Raw genomic sequence first — 20252 nt, 5'->3', positions numbered from 1 at the left:
CATTGTCAGCCTTTGGTCGGGTGGCGGTCGGGCAACTGTATATTGGCCACTTGTTCCGCTATCGGCGCTGAGGACAACGGGTGATGCGATGCATCGGAAAAGGCATCGGGATCTTTGATCTTTTGCCATTGGCCCTGAATATAAGCCTCCAGACCAGAAAACTTGGCCTTGTAGCCCATCTTGGGGCTGCCCGGGACCCAGTAGCCCAAATAGATATAGGGTAGGCCGGCTTCGCGCGCGATGTCTATGTGATCGAGGATCATGTATGTGCCCAGCGAGTTCTGGGGCTGGTTTGGATCGTAGAAAGAATAAACCATGCTTAGCCCGTCATCGAGCACATCGGTCAGGCTGACTGCGATCAGATCGCCGGTTTTCGGGTCGGCATATTCCACCACGCGGCTGCGGATCGGAGTTTCTTCGATCATGGCAGCAAATTCGAACACATCCATGTCGGCCATGCCGCCGTCAGCGTGCCGGGTATCCAGATAACGGCGGAACAGTTCGTATTGTTCGTCCGTGGCCCAGGGTGACGTTGCGCGGCGTTCCAGATACCCGTTGCGTTTTGCAGCGCGTTTCTGGCTTTTAGTGGCGCGAAAAGCCGAAACGTCGATCCGGGCGGACAGGCAAGCTGCGCAGTCTGTGCAGGACGGTCTGTAGAGCACGTTTTGCGATCGGCGAAACCCCTGCTGCGAAAGCGAGTTATTCAACTGCTCAGCGCCTTCGCCTTGAAGGGCTGTAAACAGCTTACGCTCCATCCTGCCGTCAAGATAAGGGCAGGGTTGTGGAGCGGTCACATAGAATTGTGGCGCAATTGGCAGCGTGTGTCGCATGAAGTTCCCATCTAGCCTCGGGACAGATGATAGCAACCGTTCCCGAGACCGCCAAGTGATTCACGCAGTTGGGCCTCACGCTCTTTGATTGATCATAACAGTCCCCAGGAAACTGTCGGTCAGGCCCTGACCGCGAGCGCTTGTCAGCATCATGATGACCGAAATGATCTGGACCACGAAAAACGCCATGCTGACGAAATAACCGGCAGTATGTGCGATGGCTTTGCCCATATCCATACGTTCGCCAAACGCGTCGCGCAGTTCGATGCCCATGAAGCGCATACCCAGCGTGGCTGAGCCGTTCGAGATAGTGATGACCCGATACGCAAAGCTGATCACCGCATAAATCAGCGGCAGGAAAAACAGCCCCGCACCGAATGTCAGGAAGACGGGCACGATGCACAGCAGCGAGATGAAGGCGATATCGAACAGCCACGCGACAAAGCGCTTGGTCGGGACCGAGCTGTAGAATTCTGGTTGAGTATCCGGGTTAGGAAGGTGGTTCATTCGTCAGGTCCGAAAGATAGGGTTGAGGCACCCTGACCCGAAGTATCGGGGCAGGGCAAGGTCTATCAGGCAGGTGCGCCTTTGTCGTCGTCTTCGTGGTTCTCGCGTGCGCGTTCGTCCATGAACTGGTCGAACTCGGCCTTGTCCTTGGCCTCGCGCAGACGGCGCAGGAAGGCTTCGAAATCCTGCTGTTCGCGTTCCAGACGGGCCAGGGTGTCGGCCTTGTAGGCGTCAAAGGCGCTGTTACCCGAAGGTTTCATTGCGCTCATGTGGCTGTGCCAGGATTTGCGGCGGCTGCAGGACTTGCTGAACATGCGTTTGCTCCAGATCATATAAGCCAGAAGGGCTAGGCCGACGGGCCAGAAGAAGATGAACCCAAGGACCATGGCGGCGATCCAGGCCCCTTTGCCTTTGTCGTCCAGCCAGGCTTCAATTCGGTAAAGCCATCCCGGATTTGCGGGGACGGCGGGGTCTGACAGTGCAGTCATGAAAGCTCTCCAGGGTTGATGTAAATTCTTTTCACATTGTCTAGATGGGGATGCATTTTGGTGATGCAAGGGGTGATGTGAAAAAGATTTACATTCCGTATTCCGGTTGACGTTGAACACCTCTGATCGCAGGGTGCGGCCATGAATATGATTGAAAACAACACCGCACCGGCGCTGACCGAGATCCTGGATTTGGAAAAACAGGTCTGGATGGCGTTGGTCGAAGGCGATGCAAGTGCCGACCGTGCCTTGCTGAGCGCAGATTTCTTGGGGGTTTATCCCACCGGGTTTGCCAATCGCGATGATCATGTTGGCCAATTTGCGGATGCTCCGACGATGGCAGAATTTGAACTGAGCGATGCGCGGTTGCGGGTTCTGACATCGGATATCGTCCTGTTGTCTTACAGGGCAGATTACTTGCGGCCAGGTGCGACAGAGCGCGAAGCGATGCTGATTTCCTCATTGTGGGAACGAAGGAACGACGTCTGGGTCAACAGTTTCAGTCAGGACACACCCCTTCAGGGCGTCTGATCAGAATGCCCCATTGACGATGACGCGCTGCGATGCGCAGGGTTCGCGCATGACTGACGCACTTGCCATTACCCGACTTCCACGTGCCTTTGATCCGTCTTTGGGGGACGAGACTCGGGCTTTGATCCCGGATTTGACTCAGGAACTCGCGGATTTGGTGGCAGGCACCGCCGGGTCCAGCCCCTATCTGAAAGGTCTGATCGAACGGGAGAAAGATTGGTTGCCGCAGGCGCTGGCGCACCCGGATCAAGCATTGGCTGATGTCATGAAAGCCACGTGCGAACTGCCGCCTGATCAGTTGAAACCCGGCTTGCGTCAGGCCAAGCGACGTTTGGCGCTGCTGACCGCCTTGGCCGATATCGCGGGCGCATGGCCACTGGAAAAGGTCACAGCGGCCCTAACGGATTTCGGAGCCCTGGCTGCGGATGTTGCGGCCAAGGCCGAGATCGCTGCTTTGATCCGGCGCAAGAAACTGCCCGGAATGACTGAAGATGATGTCGAAAACGCAGCTGGGCTGGTCATTCTTGCGATGGGCAAGATGGGCGCGCATGAGCTGAACTATAGCTCGGACACTGACCTGATAGTCCTGTTTGATGAGACGCGTTTTGACCCAGATGATTTTTACGAAGCCCGGCAGGGCATGGTCCGGGCGACGCGAAACTTTTGCGCAACGCTCAGCGACAAGACGGCAGACGGGTATGTGTTTCGTACCGATCTGAGGCTGCGTCCTGATCCCGCCGTGACACCGGTCTGCATGGCGATGGAGGCGGCTGAACGGTATTATGAAAGCCTTGGTCGTACCTGGGAACGGGCAGCCTATATCAAGGCACGACCCTGTGCCGGGGATCTGGTTGCGGGTCAAAGGTTTTTGGACAGCCTGCGCCCATTCGTCTGGCGCCGTCATCTGGACTTTGCGGCCATTCAGGACGCCCATGATATGCGTCTGCGTATCCGCGAAAACAAAGGTACGGGTGGGTCCATGTCAATCCCCGGCCACGACATGAAGCTGGGGCAGGGCGGTATCCGAGAGATCGAGTTTTTCACTCAAACCCGCCAACTGATCGCAGGTGGGCGGGATGCTGACCTGCGGGTGCGGGGGACTGTTCCGGGGCTGGCAGCGCTGGCGTCAAAAGGCTGGGTGCCAGAGGACGTAGCCGAGAAGCTGACCGATCATTACCGGGCGCATCGCGAGGTCGAGCATCGTATTCAGATGATCCACGACGCGCAGACCCATAAGGTGCCCAAAACGCCGGATGGGATCGAGCGTGTCGCGTGTCTGATGGGAATCAGCAGCGTCGAATTGACGCAAGACCTGACGAACCGCCTGACCGAAGTGCATGAACTGACCGAGGGGTTCTTTGCTCCGGGCCAATCACAGGCGCCTGCACCGGTGCAGGATGTCGAGTTTGACAAAAAGATACTGGCGCGTTGGACGACATATCCGGCGTTGCGAAGCCAGCGAGGTGCGCGGATATTCGAACGCCTGCGGCCCGAATTGCTGTCGCGCCTTGCCAAGACCGCCAAGCCAGACGAGGCTCTTATGGCCTTGGACGGGTTTCTGGCCGGCCTGCCCGCCGGGGTGCAGCTGTTTTCCTTGTTCGAAGCAAACCCGCATCTGATTGACCTTTTGGTCGATATTGTCGGGACGTCCCATGCACTTGCCTCGCATCTGTCCCGCAACGCGTCGGTGTTTGACGCTGTGATCGGGGGCAGTTTCTTTACCGATTGGCCGGGGCAAAAGGCGCTGCAAGCCGAACTGGCACAGGCCCTTTCGCATGAAGCGGACTATGAAACTCAGCTCGATCTGGCGCGGCGCTGGTGTAAGGAATGGCATTTCCGCATTGGCGTGCATCATCTGCGCGGCCTGATCGACGGGGCGAAAGCTGGTCAGCAATATGCTGAGCTTGCTCAGTCGGTGATCGCAGCCATACTTCCGCATGTCACTGAAAACTTCGCCCGCAAACATGGTCCTGCGCCGGGGCGCGGGGCGGCTATTCTGGGCATGGGGTCTCTTGGGGCGGGGCGGATCAACTCGCAATCCGATCTGGACATGATCGTGATCTATGATCCACAGGACCAAGAGATGTCGGATGGCCCGCGCCCATTGGCCACGCGCACCTATTACGCGCGCTTTACACAGGCGCTGATCACCGCACTCTCAGCCCCCATGTCGCAAGGGCGTTTGTACGAGGTCGACATGCGATTGCGCCCCTCGGGCAATCAGGGGCCGGTGGCAACAAGCTGGGCCAGCTTTACCAACTATCAGCAAAACGAAGCCTGGGTGTGGGAGCATCTGGCCTTGACCCGCGCACATGTCGTTGCGGGTGACGCGGGGCTGGCTGAAGATATTGAGACCTTTCGGGCTGAATTCCTGTCACGGCCAAGGGAACAGGATAAAGTCCTGCGCGAAGTCGCCGAAATGCGCGCGCGCCTTGCTGCCGCCAAGGCACCTGCGGGCATCTGGGATGCCAAGAACGGACCGGGGCGTCTGATGGACATCGAACTGATAGCCGAAACCGGAGCTTTGCTGGCGGGCTCAGCGCAGCGTGATGTATCGTCGGGTTTGGATGGGGCCGTCGCAGCCGGATTGCTGGATGTCGCGCAGGCGCAATCGCTGAGAGAGAGCTATGATTTATGCTGGTCCGTGCAATGTGCCGCCCGACTACTGTCGGGCAAGGCCATCGAAGCGGACAAAATTGGTGAAGGTGGCACCGCGTTTCTGTGCCGCGCGACCGGGTTCGAACAGGTCGAGGCGTTGCAGGCGGCATTGCAGGACAGTTACGCGACCGCAGCCGATTTGATCGGGGGCGTGATCAAAGGGGGCGAAGATGGCGCGCAGCACTGATCCCAACGACCACAAGGGTCTGATCCTTGAAGCCTATCGCATTGAGGGCATCACCTTGCCTGAATGCCGCAGCATCTTTCTGGACTGGGCGCTCAGCCTGCCTGCCGATCGCGATCAGAATACAGCGCTGGCGGAATTGCACGCGGGCTATGTGGACCAAAACCCCGATCATCCCATGACTCAGGTCCTGAGCGAGGGCCTTCAGGCGGCTCAGACCCCCAAACGCCGAGGCGGATGGCGGTCTCGTAACCGCTAGGGGTTTTCGACCGGCGCGTTCCTGACTATGAGGGCGCCATGACCCAATCTGCCGACCGCCCCCGTATCCGCCTGAAACCCAAAGCCAATGCGCGCGGCCTGCGTCATGGCTTCCCCTGGGTCTATGCCAATGACATCGTCACCGACCGCCGTACCCGTAAAATCCCTGTCGGTGCACTGGCCGTGCTTGAGGATGAAAAACGCGCGCCCATCGCGCTGGTGGCGGTCAACCCCGAGTCCAAGATTATGTGCCGGGTGCTGGACCGTGATATTGACGCGCAGCTTGACGCCGCGTGGTTCGAAACCCGCTTGCGGCGCGCCCTCGAGATGCGAGAACGCCTGTTTGACGCACCATATTACCGCCTGATCCACGCCGAGGCGGATGGTTTTCCAGGCGTGATTGTCGACCGCTTCGGTGACGCCTGCGTCATTCAGCCGAACGCGGCCTGGGCCGAGGCGCATCTGGGCCTGCTGACAGACGCTCTGGTCAAGGTCACAGACGTGACCACGGTGCTGAAGAACGCGTCGGGCCGCACGCGCGGGCTAGAGGGGCTGGACGATGTCAACCAAGCCCTGCGCGGCACCGCACCCGATGTACCCCTGCCGGTGCCGATGAATGGCGCGACCTATATGGCCGATCTGACCGGCGGGCAGAAAACCGGCCTGTTCTATGACCAGCGTCCCAATCATGCCTTCGCTGCGCGGCTGGTACATCCGGGAGCGCAGGTGTTGGACGTCTTCAGCCATGTAGGCGGCTTTGGTCTCGCCATGCTGGCAGGCGGTGCAGGGCAGGCGCTATCTGTGGATGGCTCTGCCGCCGCACTGGAGTTGGCGGCAAAGGGCGCTGAGGCTTCGGGCTTTGCTGACAAGTTCCAAACCCGACAGGGCGACGCGTTCGACGTGTTGACCCAATTGGGGGAAGAGGGTGCGCAGTTTGACGTCGTGATCTGCGATCCGCCCGCTTTTGCACCGTCGAAACAAGCGCTGGATGCAGGGCTGCGTGCCTATGAACGGATCGCCCGACTGGCTGCACCTCTGGTCAAACCCGGCGGCTATCTGGGGCTGTGCTCATGTTCGCACGCCGCGGATCTGGGCCGTTTCCGCGATGCATCATCCCGCGGGATAGGTCGCGCCGGACGGCAGGCGCAACTGATCCACACCGGTTTCGCGGGCCCGGATCACCCGCAGTTGCCGCAACTGGCGGAAAGCGGCTATCTCAAAGCGGTGTTCTATCGCCTATGAAAGCCGTGCTCGACACCTGCGTGATCTACCCCACGGTGATGCGCGAGATGCTTCTGGGTGCGGCGCGTCTGGGTCATTTCACCCCGATCTGGTCCGCCCGGATCCTCGAGGAATGGGCCCGCGCGGCCCGCAAACTAGGTCCAACAGGTGAAGCACAAGCGCGTGCCGAAATAGCGCTGACACAAGCCAACTGGCCGGATGCCGAGCGTGCGTCGAAGGAAGGGCTGCAAAACCGCCTTTGGCTGCCTGATGCTGCTGACATCCACGTGCTGGCCACTGCAATTGCTGCGTCCGCCGATGTAATCGTGACGGTGAATGCGAAGGATTTCCCCAGAAATATCCTGTCCGAAGAGGGGCTTGAACGGCGTGACCCAGACAGCCTGCTTCACGGTTTCTGGCAAGCAGACGCAACCGGGATGAACGCACTCGCGGCTCAGGTCCTTGCCGAGGCCAACCGTCTCTCAGGTGATCAATGGACGTTGCGCGCATTGATGAAAAAAGCCCGCCTTCCCCGATTGGGCAAAGCTCTCACCACGTAAACGCGATCCCGCTTCATCTGGCCACAAATACCTCGGAGAGCGCGAGAGGCTGGCCTCTCGCTGCGCGCCCTCAGCCACGCGCCCAACGCTGTTCTAGCTTCTCCAACGCTGCAATCCGTTCATCCGTCTTGGGGTGGCTCATCAACCACGCCGGAACGACACCGGCGCGTTGCTGCGTCAGGTCTTCCAGCTTGTGAAACAGTGATTTCTGCGGGCCAATTCCGATCCCGGCTTTGGTCAGCAAAGCTGCGGCATATTCGTCGGCCTCATACTCATCTCCCCGCGACAGGCGCGAGGCCAAAAGGGCGGTCAAAGCATTGGCAATCATCGCGCCGATGAATGGGATGAACCGGTTCAGAACCAGTATCAACGCCGTCCGCATCGCGTTCTGACCGGAAAAATCAATCATCCGCCGCCGCGCGTGTCCCAGCGCCACATGCCCCAGCTCATGCGCGATGACACTGGCCATTTCCTCGGCTGAAACTTCGCCATTGCGGAACTTGCGATAGAACCCGCGCGTAATGAAGATCCGCCCGTCTGGGGCGGCCAGCCCATTCACCGGGTCGATCTCATAGATGTAAACCGGCACCCGATCGATCCCCAGCGCAGCGGCAAGCCGGTCCGTCATGCGTTTCAGCGCAGGGTCGGCCAGTTCGGTCGACTTTGCGTCCAATTCTCGGTGGGTGCGCCAGACAGAGATCCGGTACATCGCGAGGCCGTACAATACGGCCAGAAGGATCGGGGTGAACTTGATCATGAATTAGATATGGGGCAGTGGCGAAGGCCTGGCAAGAGGGGCACAGGGGTGCAATTCAGGACCATCCATAGGTGAAGGTTCGAAGGAACCACCAAGACGGCAAGCAGGTCCCATGCGGCGGCGTTAAGATCGATCTTGGACCTGCGAAGGGAAGAACAGCCCAAGCCAGATGAGATTTTAGCGAATTTACAGTATAATCCATCTGATTTTGCCGGAGGAAATGTTGTGTCCGATCCCTATGCCGATCTCGCGTCTCAAGATGAAGAGCTTCAGAAACGTATCGCCGATGCGATAGATATCCGCAGCCAGGATCCGGCGCAGATAGAGATCAGACAGGCGTATCTTGCGGATATTGAATTGCCCGCGAATGCATCAGCCGTCGAACTGGGGTCCGGGACGGGATATGTCACGCGGGACCTGATCGGCATGGCCGGAGCCGAAACAGCACTGGGGGTGGAACCTTCGCCCGTAATGGTAGACCGTGCCAATGCGCATTTTGCGGACGAGCCAAATTTGAGCTTTGTGGTTGGGGACGCAAGGCAGACCGGCCTGCCGGCTGGTAAGTTCGATATTGTGTTGATGCACACGCTGCTGTGCCATGTCCCCGAACCGGAGAAAGCCATTCACGAGGCTCATCGGATTTTGAAACCCGGCGGCGTATTGGCGATTTGTGATGGGGACTACAGCACCGCAACTGCCCGGATTGCCGATTTCGATCCGCTGGATCAGCTTGTGCGTTTCATGATCAACCAGAACGTCACCAACCTGTGGATCATGCGCCAGATTTCAGGTCTGCTGACCGATAACGGCTTTGCATTGGGTTCACGTAAGGGCCATGGTTATGTTGCTGAAGGGCAGGCCGAGTACTTCCTGACTGTCATAGATCGGGGCGCGGATCGTTTGGTTGAAGAAGGCATTCTGCAGCCCAACACCGGAGAGGCCCTGAAGCAAGAAGCACGCGACCGCGTCGCACGAGATACGTTCTTTGGCTACATGTCCTACGTCAGTCAAATCGCCTACAAGCAATAGACGTCCGACCGATCTTCGTTACCCGTATTACCGCGTAAGCTCCCTCATGCCCTGTTCCAGGCCAGCCAGCGTCATGGGCACCATTCGGTTTTCGAAGATCTCTCGGATCATGCCAATGGAGTGGGTGTATTCCCAATATTTCTCGGGAACTGGATTGATCCAAAGGTTGGATGCCCACTGTTCGCGCGCCCGTTGCAGCCAGACTTGCCCGGCTTCCTGATTCCAGTGTTCGTTGGCACCGCCGGGATAGGCGATTTCATACGGGCTCATCGAGGCATCGCCGACGAAGATGCATTTGTAATCACCACCATAGGTGCGCAGGACTTCGTGCGTGGGGGTCTGTTGATCCCAGCGACGGCGATTGTCGCGCCAAACACCTTCATACAGGCAGTTGTGGAAGTAGTAATATTCCAGATGCTTGAATTCGGTTCGGGCGGCGGAAAACAGTTCTTCGACCACCTTGATGTGCGGGTCCATTGATCCGCCCACGTCCAGAAACAGCAGCACCTTGACCGCGTTGTGACGCTCGGGGCGGGTCTTGACGTCCAGATAGCCATGTTCAGCCGTGGCGCGGATGGTGCCGTCCAGATCCAGCTCTTCAGCCGCGCCTTCACGGGCCCAGCGGCGCAGCCGTTTCAAGGCGACCTTGATGTTGCGGGTGCCCAGTTCAACTGTGTCGTCTAAGTTTTTGAATTCCCGCTTGTCCCAGACCTTTACGGCGCGCTGATGGCGACTTTCCTTCTGGCCGATGCGGACGCCTTCGGGGTTATAGCCATAGGCCCCAAACGGAGAGGTTCCGGCTGTGCCAATCCACTTGTTGCCCCCCTGATGGCGGCCCTGTTGTTCCTTCAGACGCTCACGCAGGGTTTCCATCAGCTTGTCAAACCCGCCAAGCGCTTCGATCTCGGCTTTTTCCTCGTCCGACAGGTGCTTTTCCGCCATCTTGGCCAGCCAGTCGCCCGGGATATCCACGGCTTCCAGAACCTGATCGAAACTGATCTCGTTCAGCCCTTCGAAACTGGCTGCAAAAGCGCGGTCAAACTTGTCGATGTTGCGTTCGTCTTTCACCATCGACACACGCGCGAGGTAGTAAAACGCTTCGACATCATAGGTGGCGAGGCCCTTTTTCATGCCCTCCAGAAAAGTCAGGTATTCCCGGAGCGAGACCGGAATTCCAGCTTTGCGGAGGTTTTCGAAAAAGGGCAGAAACATCGCGCTATCCCACCAAACGGACTAGAACGAGCGATATTATTAACCCGACCAGCGCAAACGCGATCCCGTAGCCCGCCGCATATTGCGCCATGTCGGCCCCGTTGCCATTGCGTTTCTTCGCGGTCAAAGCGCCCAGGATTGCCCCGAGGATCGCCATTCCCAAAACTACCACCATATGCGTTTCACCCGTCTGTCGTGCTGCCGGAACTCCGCTGGCCTGCGCTTTCAACCAAAGACTGGGCCACCAGTTCCGAGCCGAACCCGTATCGCGCCCAACCAATGCTGTCCAGCCTGACCGAACGGGCCTGTTGAAGCTGACCGGACTGTTTCAAAGCCTCGGACTTCAGCAGAAGCAATGTGGCCAATATGGAGGCGTTTTCGGCGCGGGTCATCACATCGATGGCGTTGTTCAGTTCTGGCAGGACGCGGGGTCCCTGATTTTGAGCCAAAGCAAATGCAGCGGTCTGCGTGGTCACATAGGCTTGGTGAACTTCGGTTCCAGGCGTTGCCTTCAGAAATTGCTGTGCAATCTGGAACTGACGCAGCGCTTCGTTTGGATTTCGGAATTGTTCCATCCGCCCCATCAGATAGTGGGGGTAAGCGCGGCGGTGGTCTGTCCATCCCAGTCGCTGACCGATGCTTGCTGCTTTTCTGGCTGCCCGCATTTGCCGGGGCGAACCGGGCCCGGGTCCAAGCGATTTCTGGATCGCGTCGATCCACTCACGTGGCGTCTCGGTTGCAGGTTGCGCAGCCAGCCGATTGCCGCGCGGGTTCAGGCGGCTCAGCACTCCGGGGATCACGGCGGCAACCTCTTCGCGGCTCATGCCCGTGCGCAGTTCGGGCGCATAAGCGGCGCGCAGGATCAACATGTCAAACCCGGTCAGAACGGTGTGGATGTTGTCGTCGTTGAACACAGAATCCGGCAGGTGGTAGAGGTCATTCAGCGGCCCAAGGGCCTGGGCCAGCTCTTCATGCAAGCAGTCCCGTATTTCCTGCGGGCTGACGTCATAGGGGATGAAAATGCCAAGCCGTTCGCGTCGACGCAGTTCGGTCCAACTGCTTTTGGCCTTGCGGCGGTCACGGCGGTACTCGTTCAGGCTTGAGGCGTTTGGAACCACAAAGCAGGCTGCATTGGGCAGAATGCGCAGGATGTCTTCCTGGCTCACCGCCTCGATCGTGATATTGGCCTGACCCTCGCGGATCTGCCGGATATTGATCCCGGCTTCGCGTTTCAGGCGGTTCAGCAGCCGTGTCAGATCCTGCTGCATGCTGGTGGTGGGTGAACCGGTCAACCTTACAGTGATTGGTGTTTCAAACCGGGTGAACACGGGCAGCGCAGCCCCGCTTTCCAACGCGAAATGCAACGATAAAAAATCTTCGGCGATGTTCTTGTTGGATCGGGCAGGTGGCCAGGGCCGCGGAGCGCCAAAGGTCTTTGTCGGAGGCAAAGTTGCCTCAACCGAGCGGACCTCGTCTGACACTGGAATGGTTTGAATGGTTTCAACTGATGTGCAGCCCGCCGCAAACAACGCCAGAACAAGAGCGGACCAGCGCATCATGAGCGGGAATACTTGATAAATGGCGTGACTGTTCCAATGCGGTCATAGAGCTGACGCGCTGTTTTGTTGAACTCTTGTGTCAGCCAATAGACAGACGGGGCACCTTGTCGGTCCGCCTCGTCATACACCGCCTGGATCAGGGCACGGCCCACGCCTGTACCACGAGCTTCGGGGCGCGCGAACAGGTCTTGCAGATAGCAGACCTTTTCCACTTTCCATGCGTGGCTGTGAAACAGGTAATGCGTCAACCCGACAAGTTTGCCATCCTGCTCGGCGACAAAACACGAAAAATTCTGCGGATCATCCCCCAACAATCTTGAGAATGTCGTCTCGTACACCTCAGAGGGCAGCGCGGTTTCATAGAACGCCAGATAGTCCCGCCACATGTCTGCCCACTGATCCTTATCTTCGGCTTGAAGTGGGCGGATTTTCAATGCGTTCGCCAAGCGATCTATCCAATTCTGTGTGGTTGAGCCTGTCACTTCCGCGATGCTGACAGCCGGGGTGCAGCAACGCAAGTCAAGATCACCAATTGTTCAGGTTTCAGCTACCGTTTGCCGCGCGCCATGAAAGCCAGGCGCTCGAACAAATGCACATCCTGCTCATTTTTTAGCAAAGCACCATGCAGTTTCGGCAATGCATTGGCTCCGTCGCGTTTAAGGTCTTCGGCGGACAGGTCTTCGGCCAGCAGCAGTTTCAGCCAGTCCAGAACCTCTGAGGTCGATGGCTTTTTCTTTAAGCCCTGTGTCTCACGGATTTCGTAGAACTGGGTGAGAGCCGTGGTCAAAAGCGCGTCTTTGATACCAGGGTGATGCACTTCGACGATACGGCGCATCGTAGCCTCGTCGGGGAAGCGGATATAGTGAAAGAAGCAACGACGCAGAAAGGCGTCGGGCAGCTCTTTTTCGTTGTTCGAGGTAATGATAACGATTGGGCGGTTCTTGGCCCGGATCGTTTCTCCGGTCTCGTAAACATGGAACTCCATCTTATCGAGTTCCTGCAAAAGATCGTTGGGAAATTCGATATCCGCCTTGTCGATCTCATCAATTAGCAAAACGACCTTTTCATCGGCGTCGAATGCCTGCCACAACTTACCCTTGCGGATATAGTTCGACACGTCATGCACGCGCTCTTCGCCCAACTGACTGTCGCGCAGGCGGCTGACAGCGTCATATTCATACAGGCCCTGTTGCGCGCGCGTCGTGGATTTCACGTTCCACTCGATCATCCGCAGACCCAACGCGCCGGCCACCTGTTTGGCCAGCTCAGTCTTACCAGTGCCGGGTTCCCCTTTGACCAGCAGGGGGCGTTCGAGTGTGACGGCTGCGTTCACGGCAATGGTCAGATCGTCTGTGGCGACATATTCGGCTGTACCTTGAAAACGTGCTGTCATGGGCCTCTCATGTGGTTGTGCGACGTGGTTGGGCAAACTGTGTTTTCCGGGTTACAGAGAGGCAAGGTTTTTGACAACCCGGGTCCCTGCGTCGAACGACGGGATTTTTACTGCATCTCCAAGCCCTTTTGCTTGATTCGCGTGCAGTTAACGTTAAGGCGTTTAGCAAGCCGCCCCAAAAAAGCCTGCTCAATTTCATAGAAAAACAAGGTTTTCTTGATGTTTGTCTCATATTTAGACAAATCCGCGTGGGTGAATGTGGATGCAACGTTTGTGTAGTGACATTCCACGGCCCGTCGGCTAAACGCTGCGCAGAAGGGAGAGCCAAATGTCAGGTGAAACAACCGCGACCGACGTTTCTGGCCATACCGAGGGAGCAAAGATGAAGCAGGAAGTTTTTCTGCCGGAGGACTACCGTCCGGCCGAAGATGAACCTTTCATGAATGATCGTCAGCTTGAGTATTTTCGGCGCAAGCTGCTGGATTGGAAGACAGAACTATTGGCAGGCAGCCGCGATACGATCGAGGGGCTGCAGGACAACACCCGTAACATTCCGGACGTCGCAGATCGCGCCAGCGAGGAAACCGACCGTGCGTTGGAACTGCGCACACGGGATCGCCAGCGCAAGCTGGTCGCCAAGATCGACTCGGCGCTGCGCCGGATCGACGAAGGTGAATACGGGTATTGCGAAAAGACCGGCGACCCGATCTCGCTGAAACGTCTGGACGCGCGTCCCATCGCCACAATGACGCTTGAGGCGCAAGAACGTCACGAGCGCCGCGAAAAGGTCCACCGCGACGATTGATCGCCGGACTGGGGTTAAAAACTTAAACGCCGGGGCCTGTGGCTCCGGCGTTTTTGCGTTAAGGCGGTGGCATGAATATTCAGGGTTTGAAGTTTTGCGTGATTGGTGGCGGCATCGGTGGTCTGGCCGCCGCGCTTGCGCTGCGCATCAACGGCGCGCAGGTTACCGTGCTCGAACAGGCTGCCGAATTGACGGAAGTTGGGGCAGGTCTGCAAATCAGCGCCAATGGTATGACTGTGCTGAGGGCTCTTGGGGTTGCAGAAGGCAAACCTGCTTTCGGGCAAAAGTCGTTTGGCACAGTGCTGCGTGATTATCGGAAAGGGCGGGTGATCAGCCGCGTACCCAGTCCTGCCGCAGGACCAACCTTTTATTACCATCGTGCCGATTTGCTAGATGTACTGCACAAGGCCGCGTTGCGCGCCGGAGTGGAACTGCGCCTTGGATCACGCGTCACCGAAGTGCGCAAACACCCCGGAGAGGCCGAGATTGTTCTGGAAGGCGGCGAATGGCTGCGGGCCGAATGTGCCATTGCAGCAGACGGCGGACGCAGTGTGATCCGGCCAATCCTCAACGGACCAGAAACACCAGCCTTCACCCATCAAGTCGCATGGCGGGCCACGATTCCATGGAACCGTCCCGAGCAGATGCCGCGCGCCGCATTGACAATGGGGCCCGGATGTCACGTGGTGACGTATCCTTTGCGCGACCAAAGCCAGATGAACATCGTAGCGATCGAAGAGCGGTCGGACTGGCATCAGGAAGGATGGCGTCTGGAAGGCGATCCAGTTGATCTGCGTGCGCGTTTTGCTGACTTTGGCGGGGAAGTGGGCGAGATTTTGGCGCAAGTCCATCAGGTCAACATTTGGGCTTTGTTCCTGCGCCCGGTTGCCGAGAAATGGCAAAACGGTCGCCTTGCTTTGCTGGGGGATGCGGCACACCCGACGCTGCCCTTCATGGCGCAAGGAGCCTGCCTGGCGCTAGAGGATGCGTGGTGTCTTGCGCGCGTATTCGAGGCGCAGTCAGGTGTCGCACAGGCGTTGGCTGCGTATGAAAGCGCGCGCAAAATACGCGCGCGAAAAGTCGTTGCTGCAGCGGGATCAAACGCGCGGAACTTTCATCTCAGAGGCCCGATGCGCCTGGCTGCGCAGGCCGCTCTGATGGCGCTTGGTCCAAGGCTGGCACAACGATACGAATGGATTTACAGCTACGATCCGACGGCCTGAGGGTTTACAGATCCAAATCAACCCAGACCGGCACGTGATCCGAAGGCTTTTCATGTCCACGGATTTCAAAGTCGATCCGGCAATCGCGCATCAAATCCGCAGCTTGAGGGGTTAACAGGAAATGGTCGATCCGAATGCCGTCATTCCGGTTCCAGGCACCGGCCTGATAATCCCAGAATGAATAATGCCCGGGGCCTTGGGTCGTGGACCGGAACGCCTCGGTGAACCCAAGGTTCAGGATCTTGCGAAAAGCTGCCCGGCTTTCGGGGCGGAACAGGGCGTCCTCCCGCCATGCATCAGGACGGTTGGCATCTTCGGTCTGCGGAATGATGTTGTAGTCCCCCGCCATCAGGGCGGGCTCTTCACTGTCCAGCAGGTCACGCGCGCGTTGATACAGTCGTTCCATCCACGCCAGCTTGTAATCGTATTTCGGGCCGGGCACGGGATTGCCATTGGGCAGGTACAGGCCGCAGAGCCGCAGCGCTTTTTTTCCGACTACTGTCGCTTCGATCCAACGCGCTTGTTCATCTTCTTCGTCACCGGGCAGACCTCGCGAGACATCCTCCAAAGGCAGTTTCGATAGGATTGCCACGCCATTGAAGCTTTTTTGACCATGGGTTTCCACGTTATAACCACGCTCTTCAAACATCTCGTGTGGGAAGTTCTCGTCGATGGACTTGATTTCTTGCAAGAGAACGACGTCGGGTTGTGCGTCATCCAGCCACCGGGGAAGGGCTTCGGCCCGCGCTTTGATGCCGTTGATGTTGAACGTGGCGATTTTCATGCGCGATCCTCCGAAGCCATTGGCAACCTATCGCTCAGAATGAACCCAGCGGCAAGGTGGTGGGCGAGTTTGCGAGGCTCTGCCTCGCGCTCCGAGGTATTTTTAGCCAGATGAAGAAACGGATCTTTAACCTATTCAATCGATGCTTTTGAGGCGGTACAGGCGGAGGCGCCGATGACCGCGCCAGGTGAAGCTCTCTGATCGCTGGGTCAGAGCGCGGATCCCTGCTTCATCTGGCCAGAAATACCTTGGGGGTGTGAGGGCAAAGCCCCCGCGGCGCTTACATCGAAAAAGACGTGCCGCAGCCGCAAGAGGATGTCGCGTTGGGATTGTCGATCACAAAACGTGCGCCGATCAGCTCTTGGGTGAAGTCGATGACCGCATTTTCCAGGAAAGGCAGCGAAATCGCATCGACGATGACTTTCTGACCATTGCCTTCAAGGATCAGGTCATCCTCTTTCGGGGTGTCCAGCGCGATTTCGTATTGAAAGCCCGAGCAACCGCCGCCTTCCACCGCAACACGCAGAGCCTGGCCCTGATCCGCCGCGCCAATTTCGGCCAGACGTTCAAAGGCGCGTTCAGTGACTGTAGGGGGCAGATTCATGCCGCTCTCCAAAGGTTTATTTCCTCAGCATCCTACAATATATGGAACTCGAGGACAGGCGACAAGGACTAGACCGTTGGTCAGAGCGAGTTTTGCCTCGGACCCGGACCGCGCAAGGGGGCGGCTGGTGCCAGAGGAAGAGAGCAGCTTCCGGTCATGCTTTCAACGCGACCGGGACAGGATCATTCATGCAAGCGCATTTCGGCGGCTCAAGCACAAGACGCAGGTCTTTGTTGAGCATGAAGGCGACAGCTATCGCACGCGCCTGACCCATTCCATTGAGGTGGCGCAGGTGGCGCGGACCATTGCCGGGGCGTTGGGTCTGAACCCAGAACTCACCGAGGCCGTGGCTTTGGCACATGATCTGGGGCACACGCCGTTTGGTCATACTGGTGAAGACGCCTTGCACGCGTTGATGGAGCCCTATGGTGGCTTTGACCACAACGCGCAGGCCATTCGAATCGTGACGCGGTTAGAGCGTCACTACGCCGAGTTCGACGGCTGCAACCTGACCTGGGAATGTCTGGAAGGGATCGCGAAACATAACGGCCCGGTTGTGGGTGATTTGCCCTGGGCATTGGCCGAATGTAATCATGGCTTTGACCTTGAACTCCACACCCATGCCAGCGCTGAGGCGCAGGTCGCGGCGCTGTCTGACGACATCGCTTACAACAATCACGACCTGCTGGATGGGTTGCGGGCAGGGTTGTTCAAAGACGATGATCTGTTCGACATGCCCATTGTTGGGCAGTGTTACGCGGAAGTGGATGCAAAATATCCAAACCTTGACCCCTATCGGCGGCGTCACGAAGCGCTGCGGCGGGTGTTCGGCGTTATGGTGTCTGACGTTATCAACACGTCCCATGACCTGATTGAGAACTCAGGCGCGCAGTCTGTCGAGGATATCCGCCATCTTGGCTATCCGGTCATACAGTTTTCGGACGGGATTTGGGCGCAACTTCGCGAAATCAGGGCGTTTCTGTTTACCCGGATGTATCGTGCCCCCAGTGTCATGAAGGTCCGGGCCGAAGTCGCAACGATCGTAGAGGACCTGTTTCCCATCTACTTGAAGGACCCGAAACAGATGCCTGCGCGCTGGCACAATGACATTGAAGCGGCCAAGGATGAGACCGCCTTGGCGCGTATTGTGTCGGACTACATTGCGGGTATGACCGACCGATTTGCTCTGCAGGATCACGCCCGGCTGACGGGCTAATCACTCTACAGCGATGTAAGCTATGGCCCAGACTTGCTGACCCGCTTGTTCCGCGGATTGGTCAGCGTCGTCCGTTGGCGGGAATACGATCATCGTGGGGCCGTACCCTCCGATCCCCATGGGTGAACCATCGGCGTGCGTGGCAATGATTGGTTTATGGGTGGTGATGCTGTCCCACGCGATTTCGGCCTGATATCCGTCCAAAGCCATGGGCAGCGCTGATTTACCTTCGGCACCCGCCATGATCATGACTTCGGAAAGAAGGGGGCCTGAGAACGTGAAATCTCGTTGATTGCCCGGAGGGCCATAGGGGATGGTGATTTCAATCTGTTGCAGCGCATCCAGCATGGCCGCATCAAATCCGGCAGCCCCGTCATGGGTGACTTCGAGATAACCCAAAAGGCCGCCGTCATTCTCACCGCGCGCTGGCAGGTTTGTTTCGCTGACAGCGCCGCCCAGCGTCAGCAACACATGGCCTTGCGGCCGGGGCAGATCGGCCAAAGCGGGAATAGCGGTCGTCAGAAGCAAGGCAAAAGGCAAGGCACGGCGCATGTGTGTCTCCGGTCGTTGGGGTCAGGCCGAGAGTAGCGAGGTTTGTGCCTAAACCAAGCTTAAACATTAGGCGTCCATTGACCTTGCCGCTTTGCGTGTTAAACCGCCGGGCAAGCAAAAGGACATCCGAAATGAACCTGTTTTCCGAGATCCGCGGCCTGGTACTGGACGCACTGACGCAGATGCAATCCGAAGGTGCTCTGCCCGAGGGGTTGAGCTTTGACAACGTGGCGGTCGAACCCCCGCGTGATGCCGCGCATGGCGACATGGCGACCAACGCGGCGATGGTGCTTGCGAAACCGGCCAAGATGAAGCCTCGGGATATCGCCGATGTGCTGGCTGGGAAGCTAGCAGCGGATGACCGGATCACCAGCGCCGAAGTGGCTGGTCCCGGATTCCTCAACCTTCGGCTCGCAGCTTCAGTTTGGCAGGGTGTGCTGGCCGCGGTGTTGGAAACAGGTACGGACTATGGCCGCTCATCCATGGGGCAGGGGCAGAAGGTTAACGTTGAGTATGTTTCGGCCAACCCCACCGGTCCCCTGCATGTGGGCCACACGCGGGGGGCGGTGTTCGGGGACGCTCTGGCGAGCTTGCTGGCCTATTCCGGCCATGACGTGACCCGTGAGTATTACATCAACGACGGCGGCGCGCAGGTGGATGTGCTGGCGCGCTCGGCCTACGAACGGTACCGCGAGGCCAATGGTCTGAGCCCCGAGATCGCCGAAGGGCTCTATCCCGGTGACTACCTGATCCCAATTGGTGAGGCGCTAAAGGAGAAATACGGCGATAGCCTGATCGACAAGCCCGAAAGCGAATGGCTGGAAGAGCTACGCAGCTTCGCCACGGACGCGATGATGGACCTGATCCGCGCTGACCTGAAGGCGCTGGGCGTTGAGATGGATGTGTTCTTCTCGGAAAAATCGCTCTATGGCACGGGCCGGATTGAGGCAGCACTTCAGTCGCTGACCGACAAAGGTCTGATCTACGAAGGTGTCCTTGAGCCGCCGAAGGGTAAGAAGCCCGAGGATTGGGAACCGCGCGAGCAGACCCTGTTCAAATCGACCGAGCACGGCGATGATGTGGACCGCCCGGTCAAGAAATCGGATGGCAGCTGGACCTATTTCGCCCCGGATATCGCGTATCACTATGACAAGGTCAGCCGTGGCTTTGACGCGCTGATTGATGTGTTCGGGGCCGATCATGGCGGTTATGTCAAACGGATGAAGGCGGCGGTTTCGGCCCTGTCCGATGGCAAGGTGCCGCTGGACATCAAGCTGACGCAGTTGGTGAAGCTGTGGAAGAATGGCGAGCCGTTCAAAATGTCCAAACGGGCAGGGAACTTTGTTACCCTGCGCGATGTGGTCGATCAGGTGGGCCCGGATGTGACGCGGTTCGTGATGCTGACCCGCAAGAATGACGCCCCGCTGGATTTCGATTTTGACAAAGTGCTGGAACAAAGCCGCGAAAACCCGGTGTTCTACGTGCAATACGCCCATGCCCGCGTAATGAGCGTTCTACGTCGCGCAGCCGAAGCCGGGATTGCAGCTGATGACGCGACGCTGGGTGGAGCGGACCTGAGCAAGAACGACCATGCCTCGGAACTGACCATTGCCAAAAAGCTGGCCGAATGGCCGCGTCTGGTGGAAATTGCGGCGCGCACCAACGAACCGCACCGCGTTGCCTTCTATCTCTATGAACTCGCGGGCGACTTCCATGCGCTTTGGAACAAGGGCAATGACGAAACCCAGTTGCGCTTTATTCAGGATGGCGATGTTGCCACAAGCCAGTCGAAAATCGCATTGGCCCGTGCCGTTTCTGTTGTGATTTCAGCGGGCTTGGGTATTCTTGGTGTCACTCCGGCGCAGGAGATGCGGTAACAAA

22 protein-coding genes are annotated in these 20252 nt (G+C 58.1%); 10 read left to right on the top strand and 12 right to left on the bottom strand.

Going from position 1 to position 20252, the window contains the following annotated elements; translation table 11 throughout:
• Nucleotides 1-5 precede the first annotated feature (5 nt).
• The 3 genes from ACR0EV_RS09330 to ACR0EV_RS09320 all read right to left on the bottom strand — a co-directional run bounded on the left by ACR0EV_RS09330 (nucleotide 6) and on the right by ACR0EV_RS09320 (nucleotide 1825).
• Nucleotides 6-830, bottom strand: coding sequence for an arginyltransferase (locus ACR0EV_RS09330; protein ID WP_171185747.1), 825 nt, complete (start codon nucleotides 828-830; stop codon nucleotides 6-8).
• 75 nt (nucleotides 831-905) lie between these two features.
• The gene (locus tag ACR0EV_RS09325; RefSeq protein ID WP_480799835.1) at nucleotides 906-1337 is read right to left on the bottom strand and encodes an RDD family protein; all 432 of its coding nucleotides are present in this window, start codon (nucleotides 1335-1337) and stop codon (nucleotides 906-908) included.
• Nucleotides 1338-1402: 65 nt separating this feature from the next.
• Nucleotides 1403-1825, bottom strand: a complete 423-nt coding sequence (locus ACR0EV_RS09320) for a DUF2852 domain-containing protein (protein WP_480799834.1) — start codon at nucleotides 1823-1825, stop codon at nucleotides 1403-1405.
• 141 nt (nucleotides 1826-1966) lie between these two features.
• Between ACR0EV_RS09320 and ACR0EV_RS09315 the strand changes: the two genes are divergently transcribed.
• From ACR0EV_RS09315 to ACR0EV_RS09295, 5 genes are read left to right on the top strand one after another with little or no spacing between them, the layout of a single operon-like run.
• Complete coding sequence (locus ACR0EV_RS09315; RefSeq protein ID WP_480799833.1) at nucleotides 1967-2356, top strand: DUF4440 domain-containing protein; 390 nt, start codon at nucleotides 1967-1969, stop codon at nucleotides 2354-2356.
• A gap of 49 nt (nucleotides 2357-2405) precedes the next feature.
• A complete protein-coding gene (locus tag ACR0EV_RS09310; RefSeq protein WP_480799832.1) occupies nucleotides 2406-5201 on the top strand; it encodes a [protein-PII] uridylyltransferase family protein in 2796 nt (931 codons plus the stop codon).
• Nucleotides 5185-5457 (top strand): hypothetical protein, encoded by a 273-nt coding sequence (locus tag ACR0EV_RS09305; protein WP_171185742.1) that lies wholly within the window; start codon nucleotides 5185-5187, stop codon nucleotides 5455-5457. The genes ACR0EV_RS09310 and ACR0EV_RS09305 overlap by 17 nt, the downstream gene beginning before the upstream one ends.
• A gap of 38 nt (nucleotides 5458-5495) precedes the next feature.
• Nucleotides 5496-6698 (top strand): RSP_2647 family RNA methyltransferase, encoded by a 1203-nt coding sequence (locus ACR0EV_RS09300; RefSeq protein ID WP_480799831.1) that lies wholly within the window; start codon nucleotides 5496-5498, stop codon nucleotides 6696-6698.
• Nucleotides 6695-7237 carry an RSP_2648 family PIN domain-containing protein gene (locus ACR0EV_RS09295; protein WP_480799830.1) on the top strand — a complete coding sequence of 181 codons (543 nt, stop codon included), beginning with the start codon at nucleotides 6695-6697 and terminating at the stop codon, nucleotides 7235-7237. Before ACR0EV_RS09300 ends, ACR0EV_RS09295 begins: the two co-directional genes overlap by 4 nt.
• 70 nt (nucleotides 7238-7307) lie before the next feature.
• Here ACR0EV_RS09295 and ACR0EV_RS09290 read toward each other — a convergent pair whose 3' ends face one another.
• Nucleotides 7308-7994 (bottom strand): M48 family metallopeptidase, encoded by a 687-nt coding sequence (locus ACR0EV_RS09290; protein ID WP_480799829.1) that lies wholly within the window; start codon nucleotides 7992-7994, stop codon nucleotides 7308-7310.
• A 225-nt stretch (nucleotides 7995-8219) separates the two neighbouring features.
• Here ACR0EV_RS09290 and ACR0EV_RS09285 point away from each other — a divergent pair, with 225 nt between their 5' ends.
• Complete coding sequence (locus ACR0EV_RS09285) at nucleotides 8220-9023, top strand: class I SAM-dependent methyltransferase (protein WP_480799828.1); 804 nt, start codon at nucleotides 8220-8222, stop codon at nucleotides 9021-9023.
• Between the two features lie 27 nt (nucleotides 9024-9050).
• Here the strand turns inward: ACR0EV_RS09285 and ACR0EV_RS09280 are convergent, their stop codons facing one another.
• From ACR0EV_RS09280 to ACR0EV_RS09260, 5 genes are all read right to left on the bottom strand, one after another.
• The gene (locus tag ACR0EV_RS09280; RefSeq protein WP_480799827.1) at nucleotides 9051-10235 is read right to left on the bottom strand and encodes a vWA domain-containing protein; all 1185 of its coding nucleotides are present in this window, start codon (nucleotides 10233-10235) and stop codon (nucleotides 9051-9053) included.
• Nucleotides 10236-10239: 4 nt separating this feature from the next.
• On the bottom strand, nucleotides 10240-10410 hold the full coding sequence (locus tag ACR0EV_RS09275; RefSeq protein ID WP_480799826.1) for a hypothetical protein: 171 nt from the start codon (nucleotides 10408-10410) through the stop codon (nucleotides 10240-10242).
• A gap of 7 nt (nucleotides 10411-10417) precedes the next feature.
• Entirely contained in the window at nucleotides 10418-11794 is a 1377-nt protein-coding gene (locus tag ACR0EV_RS09270; RefSeq protein ID WP_480799825.1) for a DUF2927 domain-containing protein, read from the bottom strand.
• Nucleotides 11791-12240, bottom strand: coding sequence for an N-acetyltransferase family protein (locus ACR0EV_RS09265; protein ID WP_480799824.1), 450 nt, complete (start codon nucleotides 12238-12240; stop codon nucleotides 11791-11793). Before ACR0EV_RS09265 ends, ACR0EV_RS09270 begins: the two co-directional genes overlap by 4 nt.
• Nucleotides 12241-12341: 101 nt before the next feature.
• Complete coding sequence (locus ACR0EV_RS09260) at nucleotides 12342-13187, bottom strand: AAA family ATPase (protein ID WP_480799823.1); 846 nt, start codon at nucleotides 13185-13187, stop codon at nucleotides 12342-12344.
• A gap of 382 nt (nucleotides 13188-13569) precedes the next feature.
• Here ACR0EV_RS09260 and dksA point away from each other — a divergent pair, with 382 nt between their 5' ends.
• Both dksA and ACR0EV_RS09250 read left to right on the top strand, forming a co-directional pair.
• On the top strand, nucleotides 13570-13992 hold the full coding sequence (dksA, locus tag ACR0EV_RS09255) for an RNA polymerase-binding protein DksA (protein ID WP_170354457.1): 423 nt from the start codon (nucleotides 13570-13572) through the stop codon (nucleotides 13990-13992).
• A 71-nt stretch (nucleotides 13993-14063) separates the two neighbouring features.
• On the top strand, nucleotides 14064-15215 hold the full coding sequence (locus ACR0EV_RS09250) for an FAD-dependent monooxygenase (RefSeq protein WP_480799822.1): 1152 nt from the start codon (nucleotides 14064-14066) through the stop codon (nucleotides 15213-15215).
• 4 nt (nucleotides 15216-15219) lie between these two features.
• Here ACR0EV_RS09250 and xth read toward each other — a convergent pair whose 3' ends face one another.
• Both xth and ACR0EV_RS09240 read right to left on the bottom strand, forming a co-directional pair.
• Nucleotides 15220-15999, bottom strand: a complete 780-nt coding sequence (gene xth / locus ACR0EV_RS09245) for an exodeoxyribonuclease III (RefSeq protein ID WP_480799821.1) — start codon at nucleotides 15997-15999, stop codon at nucleotides 15220-15222.
• Between the two features lie 280 nt (nucleotides 16000-16279).
• Nucleotides 16280-16603 carry a HesB/IscA family protein gene (locus ACR0EV_RS09240; protein ID WP_171090564.1) on the bottom strand — a complete coding sequence of 108 codons (324 nt, stop codon included), beginning with the start codon at nucleotides 16601-16603 and terminating at the stop codon, nucleotides 16280-16282.
• 76 nt (nucleotides 16604-16679) lie between these two features.
• On the opposite strand from ACR0EV_RS09240, the gene ACR0EV_RS09235 reads away from it, so the two are divergent.
• The gene (locus ACR0EV_RS09235) at nucleotides 16680-17819 is read left to right on the top strand and encodes a deoxyguanosinetriphosphate triphosphohydrolase (RefSeq protein ID WP_480799820.1); all 1140 of its coding nucleotides are present in this window, start codon (nucleotides 16680-16682) and stop codon (nucleotides 17817-17819) included.
• On the opposite strand, the gene ACR0EV_RS09230 is transcribed toward ACR0EV_RS09235, so the two are convergent.
• Entirely contained in the window at nucleotides 17820-18371 is a 552-nt protein-coding gene (locus ACR0EV_RS09230; protein WP_480799819.1) for a putative pterin-binding protein, read from the bottom strand.
• Between the two features lie 131 nt (nucleotides 18372-18502).
• Between ACR0EV_RS09230 and argS the strand changes: the two genes are divergently transcribed.
• Nucleotides 18503-20248 (top strand): arginine--tRNA ligase, encoded by a 1746-nt coding sequence (argS, locus tag ACR0EV_RS09225; RefSeq protein ID WP_480799818.1) that lies wholly within the window; start codon nucleotides 18503-18505, stop codon nucleotides 20246-20248.
• The last annotated feature ends 4 nt before the right edge of the window (nucleotides 20249-20252 follow it).

This window comes from Ruegeria sp. CF8 (genome assembly GCF_056537285.1).
The sequence above is the reverse complement of the archived record's forward strand: the minus strand, read 5'-3'. Positions and strand labels throughout refer to the sequence as shown.